Consider the following 19,047-nt stretch of genomic DNA (forward strand, 5'->3'; position numbering starts at 1 on the left):
CCGCGTCGGGCGGGAGCCAGTCTGGGTTTTCCTGGTGAGAGCACAATAGTGGCCATGTCCTTCCTGTCTCGAACCAAGTCCCGCCCCGACGCCGCAGTCATCGCCGACCACCACCGCGCTACTGGCACGACGGGCCGCGTCCTGGCGACGGCCAGCGGCCCCAAGGTGGAGATCCTGGCCTTCGCCGATCGGTTTGCGGTGCGGGTGGGCGACGACTGGCGGGAGGTCGGTTGGCACCAGGTGCAGACCGGCGGATGGAAAGCCGAACGCGACGAGATGCACTGGCGGCTGACCGACGGCAGCAAGGATGCGGTGCAGCTCACCGAGCCCCGAAGCTTGCCGACCGTCTTCCGGGAACGAGTGCAGGCGACGATCGCCGTCGAGGACCGCTTCGACGTCCCGGGCGGCGGCGCGGTGGTGCTCACCGCCCGTCGGGACCTGTCGCAGAGGCAACCGACGCTGATCTGGACCGCCTTCGCGGTGCGCGGCGCCCGAATGGAGGACCCTCAGGTGAAGGCACTGGCAGAGGAGGCCCTGGCCCGGTTGCGGGCCGATTATGACTTCTGACGAAGTTTGTGTAATGTTTCATCTCGCGCAAGGCGCTGATCCCTGGTAGCTCAATTGGCAGAGCATCTGACTGTTAATCAGAGGGTTACTGGTTCGAGTCCAGTCCGGGGAGCCATCGAAAGTCCGTTTGACTAGGCCACAGGCCAGTCAAACGGCCTTTTTTGGTTCTCGCGTGCACGCACCATGACGTCGCGGGAACACGGGTGACGCCACGTTCCGCTCTGCGGGCCGCCCCAGAGACATCATCGCCCTTGACCTCTTCATCGAGGAGCTTTCCAACACTCATGCGGCGTTCGGCTCCACCACCTCCTCGTCGACCAACAGCTCCCGGGCGTGCTCCAGCGCTCGGCGTTCCAGGCGTCGCACCGTGCTGACCGACACCCCCATCCGTGCTGCAGTCTGGGCATAGCTGCACTCCCCCTCGTCGCTCAGGCCGTAGAGCAGGCTGAGAACGCGGACCTCCTGACTGCCCAGGAGCCGAAGCCAATCGGGCGGCGAGTCCTCACAGGCCGCGAAGTCATTGGCGGCGCGGGGACAGGCCAATTCCGTCGAGAACTGCACCGCCTCCAGTGAGACTCGGCGTTGGCCGGTGACCACCTCGTTCACCCAGACCTCGTCCCGACCGGTCTCGGCTGCCAGCACGGTGAGTGCTGCCGGCAACCCCAGCTGGGTCTCCAACTCCGCCAATCTGTTGCGCAGCCGATGCCCCAGACGGTTGCGCCACGCCGGGCCCTCCAGCATTCCGCCGCGACGCAGCGCATGCTGGAGCACCGCATTGCGCACCCACGGCTGTCCATAGGTGGAGAACCTCACCCCTTGCCGATGGTCGAAGCGCTCCAGCGCCTGCACCAGCCCCACACAGCCCTCCTGGAAGAGCTCGTTGAAGTCCACATCGGTTCGTCTGGCCGTCGCATGCGCCTCATGCGCCACCAACCGAAGGTTCGCCAGGATGAAGTGCTCCCGCGCCCGCAGGCCCAGCGCCACCAACTCCCGCAAGTCGCCATCGGTGGCGCCCGGCGGACGCGCTTGGGTACCCACAAGTGCGGCGGCCGCCAGAACACCGGCCTCCATTCGCTGCGCCAACAACACTTCCTGCTCGCCCGTCAGTAGATCGGGCAGCAACCTCGTCTCCATCACCATCACGCTCATGAGGCCGAGCCTCTCCCCCGCCGACCGCAATTCCCAGAGCAAACCGGCTGATGTGGAGTCCGCATTCGGAAGACACCTTCTCATCCACAGGCTGCACAGATTTGGTATCCCTGTGGGGCAAGGGATTGCGAGACTGTGCGATGACTGCCTGGTCACCACCCCTCGACAGGCTCGGGGACCGTGGCCGGCTGGGTGCCTCGGGATCGTGACTGGGCCGGGTGCTTCGGGGATCGTGGCCGAGCTATTCCAAGGCGCCCAGCGAGGTCTGCTGCAGCTGCTTGCGGCGCACCTCGAGCTCCAGCAGGGTGGAGAACATCTGCCGGTGCTCCGTGGCGTGCTCCACGGGATTGGTGCGCTGCAGCCTGCTCTTCAGGTCTCGGATCTCCCGGTCGGTCTGCAAGAGCTGCAGCCGGGCGGCGTAGGCGGTGGCATAGGCCTCGTCGGGGGCGCGCAGTACCGGCTCCACCAGCAGGGCGATCTCCAATTGCTGAGCGACCTCGTCGGTGGTGGCCTCGCGCACCTTGTCACTCCAGCGATCCGGACACCACGGCACCGAGCGGACTGCCTCGAAGACGGCGCGGTATGCGGGGTGGCTGAAGTCCTCGGGCTGCACCTGGTTCCACGCGGTGTCAAACAGCGTCGGGTGTTGCAGCATCAGCTTCAGCGTGCCCCGCTCCACCCCCAGGGTGCGGTCTCGCGGGTCGGGCCAGGGCAGGCCGGGCTGCTGGCCTTCCTGCTGCGCCGGCTGCTCGCTGGGCGACCGATCCATCACCGGCTCCCGGCGTCGCGGATCGGTCTTCTCGTTGGCCTTGCGACGCGCCGCCCGGTGCACCTCGGCGCGCACCTCGTCGACGTCCATCCCCAGCATCGACGCCAGTTCCCGTAGGTAGCCGTTGACCAGCGAGGTGTCCCGGATGGAGCTGACCAGGGGTGCGGCGGCGCGCAGCGCCTGCAGTCTGCCGTCGACCCGATCCAGGTCGTAGCCCTTGAGGGTGTTCTCCATCACGAAGCGGTACAGCGGCACCCGTCGCCCCACCAGCTCCCGCACCGCCGCCTGGCCCTGCTGCAGCCGCAGGTCACACGGATCCAGGCCACTTGGCTCGATCGCCACATAGGTCTGGGCAATGAAGTTCTGGTCACCGTTGAAGACCTTGATCGCGGCATTCTGGCCGGCCTGGTCGCCGTCGAAGGTGAAAATCACCTCGCCGGAGAAGGCCCCCTGGTTGCCCATCAAGCGTTGCAGCATCCGGGCGTGGTCGTCCCCGAAGGCGGTACCGCATGATGCCACGGCGGTGTCGACGCCCGACAGGTGGGCCGCCATCACGTCGGTATAGCCCTCCACCACCACGGCCTGCGACTTCTTGCCGATGTTGCGCCGCGCCAGATCCAGCCCATAGAGCACGTGGGACTTCTTGTAGACCGGCGTCTCCGGCGTGTTCAGGTACTTGGCGGGCATCCGGTCGTCGTCGTAGAGCTTGCGCGCGCCAAAACCCAGCACCGCGGAGCCGGAATCCCGGATCGGCCACAGCACGCGGCCCTGGAAGAAGTCGTGGCCGTGTTCGCGGATGAGGCCGGCCTTGACCAGTTCCGCATCCTTGAACCCCTGCCGGTTGAGGTGGTTCTTCAGGTCGCGCCCGCCGCGCGGGGCATAGCCGACGCCGAAGGTCTCAGCCGCCGCCCGATCAAAACCTCGCCCATCCAGCATCTGCCGGGCCGCCAGCGCGCCGGGGGTGAGCAGCTGCGCGGCGTAGAACTCCGCGGCGGCCAGATTGGCCTCCATGATCCGCACCCTCAGCCCCGGCTCCTGGCGGGGGCCGCCGTCGTCGGTGATCCGCAGCTGCACGCCGGTGCGGTCGGCCAGTTGCTGCACCGCCTCGGTGAACGACAGGTTGCTGATCTTCTGCAGGAAGGTGATCGCGTCGCCGCCCTCACCGCAGCCAAAGCAGTAGTAGAAGCCCCGTGCCGGGGTCACCTGGAAGCTGGGCGTCTTCTCGTCGTGGAAGGGGCACAGGCCCTTCAGCGAGCCGCCGCCGGCCGGTTTCAGGGTCACATGGGAGCTGACGACGTCATCGATCCGGGCCCGTTCGCGGACCAGCGCAATGTCCTCGTCGTTGATCCGTCCGGCCATGGGAGGGAGTCTAGCGCCGCTGCCGTCCCAGTCCGACGGGCGTAGAATTCGACGGTGATCGTGACCCTCGGCTGGCAACTCGCGCTGGCCCTCGCCCTGCTGCTCCTGCTTGCCATGGCGGCCTCCCGCGCCGGCCAGCTGGGCCACGAGCGTTCGATGCTGGTGGCCGGGCTACGGGCTGCCCTGCAACTGGCGGCGGTCTCCTTCATCGTCGTGATCTGTCTGCGCCATCTGGCCCTGGCGGCGCTGTTCAGCCTGCTGATGTTCGTGGTGGCGGTTCGCACCACCGTGAAACGCACCGGTGTCGGCTCGGCCTGGCCGTGGACCACCCTGGCGATGGCCTGCGGTGTGCTGCCCGTGCTGGCCGTGGTCTTCGGCACGGGGGTCTCGCCCCTGAACGGCGCGGCGCTGGTGCCGGTGGCCGGCATCATCATCGGCAACATGATGACCGCGCATACGCTGTTCGGTCGGCGCCAGTTTGCCGCCCTGCGCGACGACGTCGGCAGCTACGAGGCAGCACTGTCGCTGGGGATGGACCGGCCGCGGGCCATTCGGATCGTCACCGAACGCACCGCCGGTGAGGCGTTGGTGCCCAATCTGGACACCACCCGCACCGTGGGGCTGGTCACCCTGCCCGGCGCCTTCGTCGGCGTGCTCCTGGGTGGCGGCTCTGCGCTGCAGGCCGGCGCCGCCCAGGTGCTGGTGCTGATTGGCATCATGGCTGGCCAAAGCGTCACCGTGGTGGTGGCCAATGACTTGATGCGCCGAGCGAAGCTGCTGCCGTCGGATCTTCGGGAGACGCTGCACCCCTGATGCGGGAAGTACCCGGCTGTGCCGAACCCCAGCTGTGCCGAACAAGGGTGACGCGCCGCTGCTTCACCCAGTGCCGGTCAGCGGCCGGTGTGCGGCAGTCTGTTCGGCCGCTTCACGCTGGCCGTTTCCTGGCCGTCGTTCTGGACCGTCACGCGGGTGGATTTCTGGTCGCCGGTGGGCTTGCCATCGCAGATGCAGCTCACGCTCACCTTGTACCGGCCCGAGCCCAGGTTCTTGCCGACGTCGGCGCTCTGCCGTTCCCGGCCCGAGACCAGCGGTCGGGTCAGGTTGGCCACCTCGGTGCCCTTCTTGTCGGTCACCTGGTAGCGCACCTCATCGAGTGCCGGCGTGTCCTGGCAGGCCGAGGTGCTCACCCGCAGAGTGCCCCGGAAGTTGTCGACATTCTCGACGGCTACGGCCTTGGCCCGCCGGAATCCGTTGAAGCCGTCGCCGGAGCTGTGTACCAGGCCGCGGGCGCCCTGGATCATCCCGACGATCACGCAGATGAGCAGCACAATCAGGATCGTCGGGTCGCTGCCCTTGTGGCGTCCCTCCGCCATGCTCACCTCCGCTGTCCGTGCCGCCGTCGCGAAAGCTGCGCGACACAACCACCGTAACCAGAATCACACCGGTGCAACACGCGCACCTTGAGTGCTGGTTGAGGGCTGAACCACCCCTCGACAGGCTCGGGAACCGTGGCTGGGTTCATTGGCCACGGTCGCCGTGGTCGCGTTCCTGCAACGCAACCACGATGGCCAAACCTGTCGAGGCCTCCGGGAGTCCTAGGCGCCGCGCCCGATCCCCCTGGGCAGCCGGTCGCTGCTCCAGCCCAGCAGTTCCTCGGCCTGGTCGAAGGCGAACCTGTCGGTCATCCCGCCCACATAGGTGACGGCGCCGCGCACCAGGTCATCCCAGCGATAGTCGACGGGCATCAGCTCGGGTTGGGCCACATAGCGCTCCACCAGCCCCTGCAGCACCTCGACGACGGCATGCGACTGCGCCACCGAGTCGGGCCGAGTGTAGATCCGTTCGTAGTTGAACCGCCGCAGCGCGGCCAGCGCCGACGCGGTCTGTGCGTCCATTCCCACCTGGCCGGTGGTGTTGGTGGTGTGGATCACGGCGCGGATGAAGGTTCCCAGCTGGGCGCGTCGCCCGATTCCGGCGATGGCCGCGACCTCCTCCGGCAGGTCGTCCAGGGTGACGATCCCGGCGTGGATGGCGTCCTCCAGATCGTGCGCGCAGTAGGCGATCCGGTCGCTCCAGCTGACGATCTCGCCCTCGATGGTGCCCGGCGCGGGCCGGCTCCACGAGTGGTTGCGGATGCCGTCCAGCGTCTCGGTACACAGGTTCAGGCTGGTCAGCACCACATTGGCACCCCACGGCCCGTGGTCATAGCCCTCGGGGATGAAGGCGTCGAAGGCGTCCTCCGACGCATGCCCGCCCGGCCCATGGCCGCAGTCATGACCCAGCGCAATGGCGTCGGCCAGCGACACATTCGCACCGACCCCTCGCGCGATCGAGGTGGCCACCTGCGCCACCTCCAGCGCGTGGGTCAGCCGGGTGCGCTGGTGGTCGGTCGGGTAGACCACCACCTGGGTCTTGCCGGCCAGCCGTCGGAAGGCGGGCGAGTGCACGATCCGGTCCCGGTCGCGTTCGAAGCAGGTGCGCTCGCTGTCCGGCTCCTCCTCGACGGCCCGGTTGCCGGCCCCCCGGGCCAAGGTGGCGCCGGGGCGCAGCATCGCCGCCTCCCGCTCCTCCCGGGCCTCGCGCCCGAGCACCGGACCCGGCTCCATCGACGCGTGGGTGTCCTCGTGTGCGAGCACCAGCTCGTCGTCGCCGTGGCCGTGCATGGTCCTGGCCCAGGCAACGGCACGCGGCATGAGCCCGGGCTGCCCCTCGACAGGCTCGGGGACCGTGGCGGGGTTCTGCTCGGGGCCCTTGGTTGCGGCTTCTTTCAGGCCCTGCTCCGACTCACACCCATTGCACATGCGCCTATCCTCCCGAACCCGCGGCATCGTCGTCGGCCAATTCGAGGTCCCGGCCGTCCGTGTCGTCGTACCAGCCGTAGGGCAGGATCACCTTGGCGCGCGGGGTGCCCTGGCGTCCGCGCGGCTTGCCCAGCTCCAGTTCCGGGAAGGGCGCGTCGTGGTCCAGCTGCGCCAGCAGCGCGTCGAAGGTCTCGAAGTCGCTGATCATCGCCAACTGGTGCCGCAGTTCACCGCCCACCGGGAAGCCCTTGAAGTACCAGGCCATGTGCTTGCGCAGGTCGGTCAGGCCGTGCTTCTCCCCCATGATCTCGGCGAGCAGTTCGCCATGCCGACGCACCATCGCCGACACCTCGCCGAGCGTCGGCTTGTGCTGGGTCTCCCGGCCGGCAAAGGCGTCGGCCAGATCCCGGAAGAGCCACGGACGGCCCAGGCAACCGCGGCCCACCTCGACCCCGGCGGCGCCGGTCTGCGCCATCATCCGCATCGCGTCGCTGGCCTCCCAGATGTCCCCATTGCCCAGCACCGGGATGCCGACGTGCTCCACCAGCCGCGCGATCGCGTCCCAGTCGGCCTCGCCGGAATAGGCCTCACCGACGGTGCGGGCGTGCAAGCAGATGGCGGCAACACCCTCCTGCTGCGCGATCCGACCGGCCTCCAGGTAGTAAAGGTGGTCATCGTCGATTCCCTTGCGGGTCTTCATGGTGACCGGCACGCCGTAGGAATCGGCCGCCTTGACCACTGCCCGCAGGATCGCGCGGAATCGTTCCTGCTTCCAGGGCAGTGCACCGCCGCCGCCCTTGCGGGTGACCTTGGGCACCGGGCAGCCGAAGTTCAAATCGACGTGGTTGACGCCGTACTGATCGCACAGCACATGGGTGGCACGGGCCACCATCTCCGGATCCACGCCATAGGTCTGCACGCTGCGCACCACCTCATTGGGGGCGAATCCGAGCATCTTCTTGGTCTTGCGATCCTGAATCACGATCCCGCGACTGGTGAGCATCTCGCACACATACAAACCGGCCCCCTGTTCGGCGCACAGCTGCCGGAAGGCGCGATTGGTGATGCCGGCCATCGGGGCCAGGACCACGGGCGTGTCGACGACCACGGCATCGGTCTTGCTGGGTGCCGACAGACGAAGGGGCGGATAGACGCTCACGAACTCACTCTCACGGTTGGGTGGCCGCTGATCCAACGGCCGGACCAACTCTAGTTGCGCCCACCGACAATTCCGGCATGTCATCGCCGGGCCACCGCTGCGCACTGCCACAAGCGTCGCCATACTCCTCCAACGGTCGGCCCACGCTCTCACTTGTCGCCCCGCTGATCCAACCGTCGCTCTACGACTGCAATACCCGTGGCAGGGCCACTGTTCCGGGAACACCGCCAACATCCAGGGAGCAAGGTCACCTTCCTCGACGCACGCCGTGGAGACGCCAGGAGCCTCTTTGTAGGAATCCCACCACGAACCGGCCCCAGACTCTGCGTGAATCCTTGCCGCATTGGAGCATCCGCACGCACTAGCGTCGCAATGATCCTGTTTCCAGCCTTGGAGGACCTCAGCGCGCATGAGCACCAGCACCCCGGCCACCCCCATCCGTCGACTCGCCATCGTCAACCGCGGCGAGGCCGCCATGCGACTCATCCACGCGGTGCGGGAGCTGAACGCCGAGCAGCCGCACGCGGAGCAGATCCAGGTGATCGCGCTGCACACCACCGGCGAAGCGCACGCGATGTTCGTCCGGGAGGCCGACACTGCGCATGACCTGGGCCCTGCCAGCGCGCGGCCCTACCTCAACCTGGAGGTGCTGGAGAGTGCCCTGGTCGCCACCGGCGCCGACGCCGCGTGGGTGGGCTGGGGCTTCGTCGCGGAGGATCCGGCCTTCGCCGAGCTGTGCGGGCGGCTCGGGATCATCTTCGTCGGGCCCAGCGCCGACGCAATGCGCCAGCTGGGCGACAAGATCGGCTCCAAGCTGATCGCCGAGGAGGTGGGCGTCCCGGTGGCGCCGTGGAGCCGCGGCGGGGTGGACAGCCTGGACGACGCCCTGCGTGTCGCCAACCAGATCGGCTACCCGCTGATGCTGAAGGCCACTGCCGGTGGCGGCGGCCGCGGCATCCAGAAGGTCAGCAGCGACGCCGAGCTGACCGACGTCTTCGAGCGCACCCGGGGTGAGGCCGAACGCGCCTTTGGCTCCGGCGTCGTCTTCCTGGAGAGCCTGGTCACCGGTGCCCGGCACGTCGAGGTGCAGGTGATCAGCGACGGACAGACGGCCTGGGCACTGGGCGTGCGTGACTGTTCCGTGCAGCGCCGCAACCAGAAGGTGATCGAGGAATCGGCCTCTCCCCTGCTCAGCCCGGAGAAGGTGGCTGAGGTGAAGGTCAGCGCCGAGCGGCTCGCGGTGCGCGTGGGCTATCGCGGCGCATGCACCGTCGAATTCCTCTACCAGCCCGAGCAGGAACTGTTCGCCTTCCTGGAGGTCAACACCCGGCTGCAGGTGGAGCATCCGATCACCGAACTGACCACCCGTACAGATCTGGTGAAGCTGCAGCTGCACGTCGCCGCCGGTGGCCAGTTGACCGGCGACAAGCCCACCGAGATCGGGCATGCGGTGGAGGCCCGCCTGAATGCCGAGGACGCCGATCGCGACTTCGCGCCCGCCCCCGGCCTGATCCAGCACCTGGTGCTGCCCGCCGGCCCCGGCATCCGGGTGGACACCGGCGTCGAGGCCGGGGACACCATTCCGGCCGACTTCGACTCCATGATCGCCAAGATCATTGCCTACGGCGCCACCCGCACCGAGGCGCTGGGCCGGCTGAGGCGGGCGATGGCCGACACCCAGGTGGTGATCGACGGCGGCACCACCAACAAGTCCTTCGTGCTGGAGCTGCTGGACCAGCCCGCCGTCGTGGACGGTTCGGGCGACGACGGCTGGGCAGACACCGGCTGGATCGACCGGACCCGCGCCACCGGCGGCCTGCAACGCAGCACGCATTCCGGCGCCGCGCTGGTGGTCGCCGGGATCGAGGCCTACCTGGCCGCCGAGGAGGTGGAACGTGCCCGCTTCCTGGACACGGCCCGGCGTGGCCGGCCGCTGGCCAACCACGAGCTGGGCCGCCCGATCGAGCTCAAGCTGCGTGGCACCACCCACGCCGTGCAGGTGCTGCGGATGGGCCCGCAGGCCTTCGAGGTGCGGCTGGGTTCCGGCGATCGGGCCCGCCCGATCCTGTGCGAGTTCGCCCGGCAGGACGAGTTCACCGCGCGCCTGGTCACCGGGGGCCACGGCTACCGGGTGTTGCTGGGCAAGCCCGGCCCGGTCCAGACCATCGAGATCGACGGCCAGGTGCACCGGATCAGCCGCGACGAGGGCGGCGTGCTCCGCTCCCAGGCGCCGGCGCTGGTGGTCGCCACCCCAGTGCAGGAGGGTGACGTGGTTGCCGCCGGCGACCGGGTGCTGGTGCTGGAGTCCATGAAGATGGAAACCATCATCACCGCGCCCTTCGCAGCGCGGATCAAGGAGATCGCGGTGCGGGCCGGCACCCAGGTGGAGACCGGCGCACCGCTGGCCCGGCTGGAGCCGCTGGCCCAGCCTGGCGCCGAGCAGGTGCAGGAGGAGACCGTCGAGTTGGACCTGCCCGCGCAGGCCGATGCCGTCGACGACTGCGACGCTGCCCGCGCTGCCCTGCGCCAGGTGCTGCTGGGTTTTGACACCGACCCGGAGGATCCGGCGCTGCCGCTGACCCGCTACCTCGGGCTTCGCCCCGACTGCGCCCTGACGCTCGCGCCGGAGGCCGAACTGCTCGGGGTCTTCGCTGACGTCGTCGAGCTGCACCGCAACCAGCCCGACCGCACCCACGCAGACGACGACCTGGGCAAGCCGGCCGACCGGGTGCACACCACCCGCGAGTACTTCCAGCGCTACCTGCACAGCCTGGACATCGAGCGGGAGCAGCTGCCCGAGGCCTTCGCCACCCGGCTGACCACGGTGCTGGCGCACTACGGCGTCACCAGCCTGGACCACTCCCCACAGCTCGAGGAGGCCGTCTTCCGGCTCTTCCTGCTGCAGCAGCGTTGGACCCCGGCGTTGCAGGTGGTCACCGGAATCCTGCAGCAGTGGGCCGCCCGGGACCGTCCGCGGGAGGCCGGCCAGCAGACGCGTCAGGTGCTGGACCGGCTGGTACTGGCCACCCAGCGTCGCTTCCCGCGGGTCGGTGACCTGGCGCGCAGCATCCGCTACCGCTGGTTCGACCAGCCCGCGCTGGACGCGCAGCAGGCCACCGCCCTGGCCCAGGTGCCGGAGCTGCTGGGTCACCTGCAGGCTCTGCCCGACGGCACCACCCGGCAGGCCGTGGCGGAGGAGCTGGTGGCTGCTCCGGACCGGCTGATCGGCTTCCTGGGCGTCGATCCCGCCAGTCGCGCCACCGCCGAGGAGCCGCTGCTGGGCATCCTGGCCCAGCGGCACTACCGCGGCCACGGCCTGACCAACCTGCAGGAACGGGTGGTGGACGGCCGCGGCGTGGTCACCGCCGACTACCGGATCGACCAGCAGCCCACCCGGCTGGTCTCGGCGATCGGCAGCTACGACGAGTTCACCGCCGACTCCGGGCTGGCCAGTCTGGTCGGTCAGCTGGTGGCCCAGCGCGAGGACGGCCAGCAAGCCGTCGTCGACCTCTACCTGACCGCCGAGAACGCTCCTGCCGGTGACGAGCTGGCCGCCGAGGTGATCGCCCGCGCCCAGCGGCTGGGCTTCGTCGGTGACCTGCGCCGGCTGGTGGTCAGCATCCTGCCGCTACGTGCCGGCGCGGTGGAATACCTCACGCTGCGGCCCGGCGCCGACGGACTGGTCGAGGACCGGATCCAGCGCGGCCACCACCCGATGGTGGGCCGTCAGCTCAACCTGTGGCGGCTGGAGAACTTCGGCCTGGAACGGCTCGACGCCCCGGGCACCACGGTGCTGCTGAGGGCCACCGCCAAGACCAATCCCGATGACGTGCGGCTGGTGGCGCTGGCGCAGGTGCGCCGGCTGAGCATCCTGCGCGACGAGGACGGTCAGGTCACCGGCATGCCCCACCTGGAGCGTGCCCTGATCAATGCCACCGACGCCATCCGCCGGGCCCGTAGCGGGGCCAAGAAGGGCGAGCTGGATCACAACCACGTCTGGATCCATGTCTGGGGCGAACACGATGTCGACCTGCGCAACCTGGGTTCGCTGGAGCGCACGCTGGCCCCGCTCACCGCCGACGCCGGCATCACCGAGGTGCGGATCCAGGCCAGCGTCACCCGTGCCCCCGGGACCGAGCCGGTGCCGACGGTGGTGCGGTTCAGCCTGCAGCCCGGTTTCGGGGTTCGCTTCCAGATCCAGGATCCGGCCACCGAGCCGCTGGCCCCGGTGAGCGCCTATGACGAGAAGGTGCTGCGCGCCCGCCGCCGCGGCCTGGTCTACCCCTACGAGCTGTTCGGTCTGGTGGCCAGCTCCCGCGGCAGCGCGGTCGAGCTGGACCTGGACGAGTCGGGCGCGCTGGTGAGCGTCGACCGTGAGCCGGGCCGCAACAGCGCCGGGATCATCGTGGCAGACGTCTCCACCCCCACCCAGATCCACCCTGAGGGGGTGCGCCGGGTGGTGCTCTTCGGGGACCCGTTGAAGTCCCTGGGGTCCATCGGCCGTGTGGAGGCCGACCGGATCGTCGCCGCGATCGACCGCGCGCAGGAGCTGGGGGTGCCGGTGGACTGGTTCACACTGAGCTCCGGCGCCCGGATCTCCATGGAGTCCGGCACCGAGAACATGGACGCTGTCGCGCACGCGCTGCGACGGATCGTGAACTTCACCCAGGGCGGGGGTGAGATCAATGTGATCGTCGCCGGGATCAATGTCGGCGCCCAGCCGTACTGGAATGCCGAGGCCACCATGCTGATGCACACCAAGGGCATCCTGGTGATGACCCCGGATTCGGCGATGGTGCTCACCGGCAAGCAGTCGCTGGACTTCTCCGGCGGCGTCTCCGCCGAGGACAACTACGGCATTGGCGGCTACGACCGGATCATGGGCCCCAACGGGCAGGCCCAGTACTGGGCCAATGACCTGGCCGGTGCGCAGCAGATCCTGATGCGGCACCACGAGCACAGCTACATCGCGCCCGGCGAATCCGCCCCGCGGGAGATCCCCACCACCGACGAGGATGGCCGCGACATCGGCCTGACCCCGCACTCCTGCGAGGGCAGCGACTTCGGCACCGTCGCGGAGATCTTCAGCGCCGACAAGAATCCGGAGCGCAAGAAGCCTTTTGACATCCGCACGGTGATGCGCGCGGTCGCGGATGCGGATCATGAGCCGCTGGAGCGCTGGGCGCAGATGGCCAATGCCGACACCTCGGTGGTCTTCGACACCACCATCGGCGGCATGCCGATCAGCCTGGTGGGCATCGAGTCCAAGCCGACGCCGCGCGCCGGTTACCTGCCCGCCGACGGCCCGGATTCCTTCACCGGCGGCACGCTCTTCCCCCGCTCGTCCAAGAAGACCGCTCGCGCAATCAATGCCGCCTCCGGCAACCGGCCGCTGGTGGTGCTGGCCAACCTGTCAGGTTTCGACGGCTCCCCGGAGTCGATGCGCAACCTGCAACTGGAGTACGGCGCCGAGATCGGCCGGGCGATGGTCAACTTCGACGGGCCCATCGTCTTCGTCGTGATCAGCCGCTACCACGGCGGTGCCTTCGTGGTCTTCTCCAAGGCACTCAACGACAACATGACCGTGCTGGCGCTGGAGGGCTCCTACGCGTCGGTGATCGGCGGCGCCCCCGCCGCCGCGGTCGTCTTTGCCCGCGACGTGGCCAAGCGGGTGGAGGCCGATGCCCGGCTGGTGGAACTCAAGGCCCGGATCGAGCAGGCCGACGAGGCGGCCAAGGTGCCGCTGCAGGCGGAGCTGGCCGAGCTGCGCGAGAACGTCCGGGCGGAGATGATCTCCACCGTCGCCGGGGAGTTCGACGCCGTGCACAATGTGCACCGCGCCGTGGAGGTGGGCTCCATCGACGACGTGGTCAGCGTCGCCACCCTCCGCCCCCGGATCATCGAGATCCTCCGGGCAGCCAGGAACAGGGGCTGACCAGGGCAGCACCGATCCCCGAGTCCGTCGAGGGGCCCTCAGGCGGTGGTCATGTGGGCCCGGATCGCCATCGTCGCGGCGCCCCGGGCCCATTCGGCAAAGTTCAACGCATCGATCTTGACCTGCTCACGGCCCAGATCGGTGTAGCGGGCGACGCCATCGAAGAGCGCCTGGGTCAGCACCTTTGCCTGGCGACCGGTGAGCTCCTGCGCGCCCTCGCCGGAGACCAGCACGCGTTCGGGCGCCGTGACGGCACACAGCTGTCCCACCAGCTGGCCCATGGCCTGCGCCACGTCCAGCAGTACCTGCTCGAGCGCCTCGTCCTGCAGCCTGGCCACGATCGCCCCGGTTTCCACCACGTCCTGCAGCCGACGTCCGTCGTCCAGCCGCAGCCCGCCGATCAGTCCGGCGCGCCCGCGGTGCCCGCGCACCAACTCGTCCTCACAGACCAGTCCGGCGCCCACGCCCGCCCCCAGGGTGACCACCAGGAAATCCCGAACACCGCGCCCAAAACCGAACCAGTGCTCGGCCAGGGTGAAGGCTGTGACGTCATTCTCCACCACGCAGGGCAGACCGGTCCGCTCGCGGATCATCGTCCCCAGTGGGAGCTGCGGCCAGCCCATGTACTCGGCCTCGGAGACCATTCCCGTCTCGTCCACGCTGGCCCCCAGGCAGACCCCGATCCCGTCGGGCTGCCGCTGGCCGCACCAGTCCATCAGGGCGGCCACGGCCAGGACCGCCGCCGCCGGCTCCCGGTAGTCGCCGGCAAAGACCTCGCTGACCAGCACCGCCCCCTTCAGATCGGTCAGCACCGCATACATCTCGCCCCGGACGAACTTGACCCCCAGGAAGTGCGCCCGGCTGGCATCGACGTCCAACGGCACAGCCGGGCGGCCGGTGGTCAGCGGGGCAACCGGTGCCCCTTCCAGCAACAGTCCCTCCTTGACAAGGGGTTTGGTCAGCCGCGTGAGGCTCGGTGCGGAGAGTCCCAGCACGCGGCCGAGTTCCGTTCGGGAGACGGGCCCCAGCCGCAGCACCGCCAGCGCCACTCGTCGCGACGACGTGTCCAGCCCAGGAAGCGGATTCATCGGTGCCCGTTCAGCCCACTCGCTCCGCCACCAGGATCCGGGTGCGCTCGGGCAGCACCATCGGGGCTCGCAGCCCGACGGTGGCCAGCGCCCGGCCGGTGAGGACCACCGGCTCGGGAGCCGGTTCGCGATCGGCAGGCACTGTCAACGGCAGATGACTGACCCGATAGCGGGCGTCGGGCTCCAGACCGGGCAGCTGGATGGTCCCCAGGCTCCAGACCCCCTCGGTGGTCAGCGTGGTGTAGCCGTAGATCGCCTTCTGCGGGGTGATGACGCCATGCAGGAAGGCAGTTCCCTCCTGGCACTGTGGCAATTCAGAGCGGGCCAGCCGCCCGGCATTGAGCACTCCCCGGTTGGCCTTGTACCAGGCGATCCATTCCCCCAGCTGGGCGAACTCCTCGTCGCTGGCCTTCGCCAGATCCCACTCCACCCCCAGGTGGCCGAAGACCGCGGTGGCCGCCCGGTAGGAGATGTCGTGCTGGCGACCGGTGGTGTGCGAGGCGCCTGACGCGATGTGCGATCCGAGCATCTCGGGGGGCAACAGCTGGGCGGTCCAACGCATCATCTGCTGCCGATCGGTCGGGTCGATGTTGTCGCTGACCCAGACGCGGTCGCAGTGCTGCATCACCTCCAGGTCGATCCGGGCACCGCCGGAGCTGCAGGATTCGATCTCGAGCCCCGGCTTGGCGGCCTTCAGCTCGTCCACCAGCCGGTAGAACGCCAGCGTCTGCTCGTGCACGCCGGGGCGACCGTCCGGGGCGGTGCCGGCATCCAGCAGGTCCCGGTTGTGATCCAGCTTGAAGTAGCCAATGTCGTAGTCGTCCAGGATGGCCAGCAGCTGGTCTCGGACGTGGGCATACGCGTCCGGGATGCCCAGATTGAGCACCCACTGGTGACGGGCTTCCAGCGGCGTCCGGCCGGGAACCTGCATCACCCATTCGGGGTGTGCCCGCGCCAGGTCGGAGTCGGGGTTGACCATCTCCGGTTCGATCCACAGCCCGAACTGCATGCCGAGCCGGTTGACCTCGTCCACCAGTGGGTGCAGGCCATGGGGCCAGGCGTCGGGGCTGACCACCCAGTCCCCCAGCCCGGCGTGGTCATCGCGTCGGGCGCCGAACCAACCGTCGTCCAGCACATAACGCTCGATGCCGAGCCTTGCTGCCCGCTGCGCCAGATCCAGCAGGCGTTCGGCATCGTGGTCAAAGTAGACCGCCTCCCACACATTGAGCGTCACGGGACGCTCCGGGTTGACGGGATGCACGGCGCGGATGAACTCGTGGTGGGTCTGCGCAATCCGGTCCAGTCCGACGCCGTGGCTGAAGTGGATCCACGGGCTGGTGTAGCTCTGGCCCGGCGCCAGCACCACCTCACCGGGCAGCAGCAGTTCGCCGCCGCCAATCACCTGGTCGCCCGTGAGGTTCTTCTCCGCATAGTGGATGTGGTTGCCGCTCCAGCCCGTGTGCACGGCCCACACCTCGCCGTCGGAGAAGCCGAAACCGGGCTCGCCCAGGTGCAGCACGAAGGCCGAATCGGCACCGGTTCGGCCATGCCGCCCCTCGCGCCAGTGCGTACCCACCGGCATCTGGCTTCGCTGCGGAGTGCGCTCCTTGCCCCATCGGCCGGCGAAGTCGAGCACCTCCGTGGCGCGCGACGGAACCGGCATCGCCAACAGCAGTTGGTCCAGCTGGTAGCCGTCGTCGCCGGTATTGGTCAGCCGGGCGCGGGAACGCACCAGGCCGGACGGCGTCAGCTCCAGCTCCAGGGTCAGGCCCAGTCCGCAGTCATGGTCGACGGCGTGCCACGCAAGAGTTCCGAGCGATGCCTGCACCAGACCGGAGACTGGGGCGCCGTCCAGTTCGATCCGCTCCACCACGAAGCGCGGCGCCCAGGAGCGGCCACCGCGTGACCCGCTCACTCCCGGATGCCCGTACCAGCCCCGCCACTGTTCCGGCAGCAAGGCCAGGGCGTAACCCTCGTCGGGCTCGCCATTGTGCATCGGCCCGTGCGCGGTGGCCCGGACCAACGCCGCATGGTCGTCGGCAGTCAACTCCCCCAGTGAGGCCCCCCAGTGCACCACGCGCGGCAGCGCCCCTTCGGGCGAATCCAGCACGACGGACGTTCCCGCCCCCTCCAACACGATCTGGGCCTGTGCGCTCACGGCATCCTCCATTGGATGTTGTTGTCGAAACGAAACTAACCCCAGTCTATGCACGCACCTGATCCGGCGCCAGCGGGTCGCCGTGAGTTGTCGGGAGGGCCGGCTCAGCTCGGACGGGGCGGGTCGACCGGGCCCATGCCGTGCCGCTTCTGCCACTGGGCGTCGCGCCGCTCCATGACCCCCTGGGTCACCCGGGCGGGGAGCAGCCCCAGCACCGCGAGTCGCATGATGGCCGGGTTCACGCTGCCGCGCAGCACCGGCTTCAGAGCCGCCCGCGAGCCCCGCGGATGGCCCTGGATCAACTCGACCCTGGCCAGGGTGGTCGCCGCCTGCTGCAGCGCCGACTGCAGGGCTGGCCGGTCGAACTCGGCGGCGTCCGGCAGGGCATCCTCCAGCGCCACCAGGCGACCCCGCAGCTGTCGCGCGTAGTTGGTGGCGGAATCGGTGGTCGGGTGCACCCGGTAGCGCACCAGGCGCTCCGCGACATGCCAGGCGGCAGCGCCACCCCGAGCCGCCTCCAGCAGGATGTGCAGGTCGAAGGCGGTCTCGGTGTCCTCCCGCAGGGAATTCCAGTCCAGAGCGGAGGTCCGCAGCACGGTGGCATTCAGGGCGACGACACCATGCACCAGCATGGTGTTCAGCGGACGGTACACCCCCTCCCGCAACTGGGAGTAGCCATGAGACTCATCCTGCTGGGCCTGCACGGCCTCCAGCGATTCGCCCTTGGGCCCGATCCAGCGCATGTCGGTGAACGCAAAAGCGGCTTCCGGGTGCTCGCGAAGCGCTTCCACACAACGACTCAGGTAGGTGGGCTCGAATTCATCGTCGTCATCGAGCTTGGTGACGAACTCGGTCTGAGCCGCCCGGAATCCCTCCAGTGAATTCCTGACCAGACCAAGGTTCTCCTCGCGGGGCACATACACCAACCGGGGGTCATTCAGGCTCTCCACGAAGCTCCGGGTGGTGCCGGAGTTCGCGTTGTCACAGATCAAAGCTGTGAAGTCCTTGAACTCTTGCTGAAGCAGTGACCCGATCGCCCTCGGCAGGTACTCCTGACGAAGATAGGTCGGCATGACGACCGTCACAGCAGCCATTGTTCCCCCTGTTCACCCTAGTCAGAGCGGCTTGGTGCACGCCCATGCAGTTACACACCAAGCCCTCCTCGGTGCGGGGAACAGTCCACCACATCCCCGGACCAGCCCTCTGTCGGATGGCATGCCTGCCACCTAGTGTTGCTGCCAGCGGGTCGGATGTCGATGGCCCACTGGAGATCGGGGGATCTGGAAAATGAAGGCAGTGCTGTTGGCTGGCGGGTTGGGAACTCGCCTCAGTGAGGAAACTGGGACCAAGCCAAAGCCCATGGTGGAGATCGGCGGGTGGCCGGTCCTGTTCCACATCATGAACGAATATTCGGCCCATGGCATCGACGAATTCATCGTCTGCGCGGGCTACAAGGGAACCGTCATCAAGGACTGGTTCGCCAACTTCGCCGTCCGGTATGCCGACATCACCTTTGATCTGGCCACCGGTGAGCAAACCGTCCACAAGCGCATGAATCTGCCGTGGAAGGTGACGGTGGTGCACACCGGCGGCAAGTCGATGACCGGCGGGCGGCTGCTCCGGGTTCGCGACTACATCGGTGACGAGACCTTCTGCTTCACCTACGGCGACGGTGTCAGCGACGTCAACATCACGGAATCGATCGACTTCCACAACCGGCAGGGCAAGCTCGCCACCATGACCGTCGTGCAGCCGCCCGGCCGCTTCGGTGCGATCACGCTGGGCAAGTGCGAATCCACCATCACCAGCTTCCAGGAGAAGCCGGACGGTGATGGCGCCTGGATCAATGGCGGCTACTTCGTGTTGGAGCCCGGCGCCATCGACTACATCACCGACGACTCCACCGTCTGGGAGCAGGAACCGTTGCGCAAGCTGGCAACCGATGGCCAGTTGAATGCCTACAAGCATGAGGGCTTCTGGCAGCCGATGGACACCCTGCAGGACCGAAACAAACTCGAAAAGCTCTGGGCCGACGGCGTCGCGCCCTGGAAGGTGTGGTGAA

Annotated in this window: 12 protein-coding genes and 1 tRNA gene; 5 read left to right on the forward strand and 8 right to left on the reverse strand. The window is 68.5% G+C overall.

The features are described 5' to 3' along the window. Positions 1–54: 54 nt before the first annotated feature. Positions 55–567, forward strand: a complete 513-nt coding sequence (locus tag AAEX57_RS05850) for a hypothetical protein (RefSeq protein ID WP_342091443.1) — start codon at positions 55–57, stop codon at positions 565–567. A 39-nt stretch (positions 568–606) separates the two neighbouring features. Next, positions 607–682, forward strand: a tRNA-Asn gene (locus AAEX57_RS05855). Between the two features lie 167 nt (positions 683–849). On the opposite strand, the gene AAEX57_RS05860 is transcribed toward AAEX57_RS05855, so the two are convergent. After that, a complete protein-coding gene (locus AAEX57_RS05860; protein WP_342091442.1) occupies positions 850–1,716 on the reverse strand; it encodes a sigma-70 family RNA polymerase sigma factor in 867 nt (288 codons plus the stop codon). 241 nt (positions 1,717–1,957) lie between these two features. Then, the gene (gene dnaG, locus AAEX57_RS05865; RefSeq protein ID WP_342091441.1) at positions 1,958–3,844 is read right to left on the reverse strand and encodes a DNA primase; all 1,887 of its coding nucleotides are present in this window, start codon (positions 3,842–3,844) and stop codon (positions 1,958–1,960) included. Between the two features lie 54 nt (positions 3,845–3,898). On the opposite strand from dnaG, the gene AAEX57_RS05870 reads away from it, so the two are divergent. Continuing rightward, positions 3,899–4,657, forward strand: a complete 759-nt coding sequence (locus tag AAEX57_RS05870; protein WP_342091440.1) for an ABC transporter permease — start codon at positions 3,899–3,901, stop codon at positions 4,655–4,657. Positions 4,658–4,734: 77 nt separating this feature from the next. On the opposite strand, the gene AAEX57_RS05875 is transcribed toward AAEX57_RS05870, so the two are convergent. From AAEX57_RS05875 to dusB, 3 genes are all read right to left on the reverse strand, one after another. Further along, positions 4,735–5,217, reverse strand: a complete 483-nt coding sequence (locus tag AAEX57_RS05875) for a hypothetical protein (RefSeq protein ID WP_342091439.1) — start codon at positions 5,215–5,217, stop codon at positions 4,735–4,737. A gap of 222 nt (positions 5,218–5,439) precedes the next feature. Continuing rightward, positions 5,440–6,507, reverse strand: a complete 1,068-nt coding sequence (locus AAEX57_RS05880; protein WP_342091570.1) for an HD domain-containing protein — start codon at positions 6,505–6,507, stop codon at positions 5,440–5,442. A 142-nt stretch (positions 6,508–6,649) separates the two neighbouring features. Next, positions 6,650–7,804, reverse strand: a complete 1,155-nt coding sequence (gene dusB / locus AAEX57_RS05885) for a tRNA dihydrouridine synthase DusB (RefSeq protein ID WP_342091438.1) — start codon at positions 7,802–7,804, stop codon at positions 6,650–6,652. 409 nt (positions 7,805–8,213) lie between these two features. Between dusB and AAEX57_RS05890 the strand changes: the two genes are divergently transcribed. Next, positions 8,214–13,739, forward strand: a complete 5,526-nt coding sequence (locus AAEX57_RS05890; protein WP_342091437.1) for an ATP-binding protein — start codon at positions 8,214–8,216, stop codon at positions 13,737–13,739. Between the two features lie 38 nt (positions 13,740–13,777). Here the strand turns inward: AAEX57_RS05890 and AAEX57_RS05895 are convergent, their stop codons facing one another. From AAEX57_RS05895 to AAEX57_RS05905, 3 genes are all read right to left on the reverse strand, one after another. Further along, positions 13,778–14,827, reverse strand: a complete 1,050-nt coding sequence (locus AAEX57_RS05895) for an ROK family transcriptional regulator (protein WP_342091436.1) — start codon at positions 14,825–14,827, stop codon at positions 13,778–13,780. 10 nt (positions 14,828–14,837) lie between these two features. Continuing rightward, on the reverse strand, positions 14,838–16,985 hold the full coding sequence (locus AAEX57_RS05900; protein WP_342091435.1) for an alpha-galactosidase: 2,148 nt from the start codon (positions 16,983–16,985) through the stop codon (positions 14,838–14,840). A 104-nt stretch (positions 16,986–17,089) separates the two neighbouring features. Beyond that, entirely contained in the window at positions 17,090–18,058 is a 969-nt protein-coding gene (locus tag AAEX57_RS05905; RefSeq protein WP_342097762.1) for a glycosyltransferase family 2 protein, read from the reverse strand. A gap of 214 nt (positions 18,059–18,272) precedes the next feature. Between AAEX57_RS05905 and rfbF the strand changes: the two genes are divergently transcribed. Beyond that, entirely contained in the window at positions 18,273–19,046 is a 774-nt protein-coding gene (gene rfbF / locus AAEX57_RS05910; RefSeq protein WP_342091433.1) for a glucose-1-phosphate cytidylyltransferase, read from the forward strand. The last annotated feature ends 1 nt before the right edge of the window (position 19,047 follow it).

The sequence above is a fragment of the Luteococcus sp. H91 genome, from assembly GCF_038433135.1.
In the GTDB taxonomy this organism is placed as follows: Bacteria; Actinomycetota; Actinomycetes; order Propionibacteriales; family Propionibacteriaceae; genus Luteococcus.

Excerpts from the sequence above, each read along its gene's own strand:
- AAEX57_RS05880 (WP_342091570.1), bottom strand. The coding sequence starts at position 6,507 with ATGCACGGCCACGGCGACGACGAGCTGGTGCTCGCACACGAGGACACC.
- dnaG (WP_342091441.1), bottom strand. The coding sequence starts at position 3,844 with ATGGCCGGACGGATCAACGACGAGGACATTGCGCTGGTCCGCGAACGG.
- AAEX57_RS05860 (WP_342091442.1), bottom strand. The coding sequence starts at position 1,716 with ATGAGCGTGATGGTGATGGAGACGAGGTTGCTGCCCGATCTACTGACG.
- AAEX57_RS05890 (WP_342091437.1), top strand. The coding sequence starts at position 8,214 with ATGAGCACCAGCACCCCGGCCACCCCCATCCGTCGACTCGCCATCGTC.
- AAEX57_RS05875 (WP_342091439.1), bottom strand. The coding sequence starts at position 5,217 with ATGGCGGAGGGACGCCACAAGGGCAGCGACCCGACGATCCTGATTGTG.
- rfbF (WP_342091433.1), top strand. The coding sequence starts at position 18,273 with ATGAAGGCAGTGCTGTTGGCTGGCGGGTTGGGAACTCGCCTCAGTGAG.
- AAEX57_RS05905 (WP_342097762.1), bottom strand. The coding sequence starts at position 18,058 with ATGCCGACCTATCTTCGTCAGGAGTACCTGCCGAGGGCGATCGGGTCA.
- AAEX57_RS05895 (WP_342091436.1), bottom strand. The coding sequence starts at position 14,827 with ATGAATCCGCTTCCTGGGCTGGACACGTCGTCGCGACGAGTGGCGCTG.
- AAEX57_RS05850 (WP_342091443.1), top strand. The coding sequence starts at position 55 with ATGTCCTTCCTGTCTCGAACCAAGTCCCGCCCCGACGCCGCAGTCATC.